Origin of the sequence: Mesorhizobium sp. M7A.F.Ca.CA.002.05.1.1, assembly GCF_003998335.1 — a bacterium.
In the GTDB taxonomy this organism is placed as follows: Bacteria; Pseudomonadota; Alphaproteobacteria; order Rhizobiales; family Rhizobiaceae; genus Mesorhizobium.
This window is the reverse complement of sequence record NZ_RZQI01000886.1, coordinates 1-2,419: the sequence shown is the minus strand read 5'-3', so window position 1 is coordinate 2,419 and position 2,419 is coordinate 1. Positions and strand designations below refer to the sequence as shown.

The window sequence follows — 2,419 nt, the reverse complement described above, 5'->3', positions numbered from 1 at the left end:
CGCGGGCCAGCCGCCATATTTCGAGCCGAGATACTCGCCCAGTTCGCTCACGTCGTGCAGCTTGTCGGGATATTGGTGCGGGTCATCGAACCAGACGAACATCAGGTCGGGGCCGGACCCGACATTTGCTGCGACCGCCGCCTTGGGACGAATGTCCTCCCAGCTTTCCTTGTCGACGCGAACCTCGACACCTGTCGCCTCGGTGAAGCGTTTGGTGTTGGCCAGCCATTGGTCTTCATCGCCCTGGACGAAGGGCGACCAGCGCAGCAGTCTAAGCTTGGCGCCATCCTCGGGTTTGTATTTCAGTCCGTCCTGGGCAAGGGCCGGAGAGCTGATGAACCGACTTCCCAAGGCACCCGCCGCCGCGCCGGCGGTGGTGCGGATCACGTCGCGTCTGGTGAACTTCATGCTCGTTTCCTCCTGTTGTTGTCCTTGCCTGTGGTCCTACTGATCGATACGTGTCTGGAATCTCTGTCCGGTTTCTGCGTGAAAGAGATGGATAAGGCTGGGCTCGGCCGTAAGCCGGATGGTTTCGCCCGGCGTAAAGGAATGTCGTTCCCGGAAATTCGCGACGATCTCTTCGCCGCCGGCTGTCCGGCCGATGAGCTGCACTTCGGACCCGGTTGGTTCAACCACCGCGACGGTGACCGGAATGCCCTGGTCGTCGGACAGCCGCAAATGCTCGGGCCTTATTCCCAGCACCACAGGCTCGCCATTGCGGATGGAAAGTGCCGAGGCCAACGGGACCGAAATCCCCCCGGCGCCGCGGAACGAGGGTGAGCCGTCGGTAGCGATCTCGCCCCTCAGCAAATTCATGGCCGGCGAGCCGATAAAGCTGGCGACAAAAAGATTGTTCGGCCGGTCATAGAGTTCCAGCGGCGGCCCTATCTGCTCGACGATGCCGTCATGCATGACCACGATCTTGTCAGCCATGGTCATGGCTTCGATTTGATCGTGAGTGACGTAGACTGTCGTGGTCTTGAGGCGCTGGTGCAGTTCCTTGATCTCGGCGCGCATCTGCACCCTGAGTTTGGCGTCGAGATTGGACAGCGGTTCGTCGAAGAGAAAGACCGCCGGATCACGCACGATCGCGCGGCCCATTGCGACGCGCTGGCGCTGGCCGCCGGAAAGCTGCCGAGGATAGCGCGCCAGCAACGGCACCAGCCCAAGGATTTCGGCCGCGCGGCGCACGCCTGCATCGCTCTCCGGCTTGGAAACTCCTTTGAGCATCAGCGAGAACGCCATGTTCTCGGCGACGGTCATGTGTGGGTAGAGCGCATAGTTCTGGAAGACCATGGCGACGTCGCGCTCCTTGGGCGCAACGTTGTTGACGACACGTTCGCCAATCGCGATCTGGCCGCGTGAAATCTTTTCTAGGCCGGCGATCATTCTGAGGAGGGTTGATTTTCCGCAGCCCGACGGTCCGACCAGAGTGACGAACTCGCCGTCCTCGATGTTCACGCTGACCCCGTGCAGGATCTCGACAGCGCCGAATGATTTATAGACTTCGCCAATTGCGACAGACGCCATCGATCCTCCCAACAAATTCCCGCGACGTCGTCGAAGGAACAACGCTTCCGCTAGCGACAGCCCTGGCTCCTCCCAGGCTCACGCTAGGCTGAAACGGTAGCGCTACCAAACCGGGCTGTAAAGCGTTTACGGGAAAGCCGAACCTTGGAGGGTCCGCTTCGCGCCACACAATGCTCCCAACTACTCCTGCGTCCGCTTCTGCGTGATCAGGTCCAGCCGCTCGCGGTCGGAGCGTTCGCGTTCGTCGCGGTTGCGTACGTCCTTGTAGGCGCGCTCGACCATGTTGGTGCGGGCGGTCGCCGCGGCGATGAGGCTGGCTTCCTGCCTGGCGCTCGCCAGGTTCGCTTCCTGGCGCACCACCGCCTGGGCAATGCGGCGATGGTAGAGATCGGGAAACAGGGCGGAGAGCGAATCGGCCTGGTCGAAATGGCCGACCAGTTCCTTGGCCTCGGCCTCGGCGGCACTGGCCGCCGCAAGGAAGGTGGCGTGGCGGGTTTCGTGCAGCGCCTTCAGCTGTTCCTGAACCTTGACCAGCTTCTTGAGGCGGTCCTTGCGCGTGCTCATTTCTATCTCGCCAATGTCAGATCGACGAAGCCGTCGACGAACAGCGACAGCATGGTGCCGACGGCGAAATAGAAGATGATCATGCCGCCGGCGATGATGAAGGGCTGGGAGATGAAATAGATCGGGATCTGCGGCGTCAGCTTGTTGACGAAGCCGATCGTCAGATTGACGAGAATAGCATAGGCGACGAACGGGCTGCCGAGGCGGATGACCAGGAAGAACGTGTCCGACACCGTGTCGGTGACATCGACGAGGGCGGCCTGCGGGTTGAAGAAGACGTTGACCGGCGCGACCGTGTAGGAGGAAACCAGCGCGCGTATTATCT

4 protein-coding genes are annotated in these 2,419 nt (G+C 61.4%); all 4 read right to left on the bottom strand.

Annotated features, from left to right (window positions below; genetic code table 11):
* On the bottom strand, positions 1–408 hold a 408-nt coding region (locus tag EN939_RS30040; RefSeq protein WP_245473211.1), incomplete at its 3' end, for an extracellular solute-binding protein.
* 36 nt (positions 409–444) lie between these two features.
* Positions 445–1,530: an ABC transporter ATP-binding protein gene (locus EN939_RS30035; protein ID WP_127271287.1), complete on the bottom strand. Its 1,086-nt coding sequence runs from the start codon at positions 1,528–1,530 to the stop codon at positions 445–447.
* 180 nt (positions 1,531–1,710) lie between these two features.
* Positions 1,711–2,094 (bottom strand): hypothetical protein, encoded by a 384-nt coding sequence (locus EN939_RS30030; protein WP_127271285.1) that lies wholly within the window; start codon positions 2,092–2,094, stop codon positions 1,711–1,713.
* Between the two features lie 2 nt (positions 2,095–2,096).
* Positions 2,097–2,419 (bottom strand): flagellar biosynthetic protein FliR (locus EN939_RS30025; protein WP_206528375.1); only part of this gene is annotated, 323 nt, incomplete at its 5' end.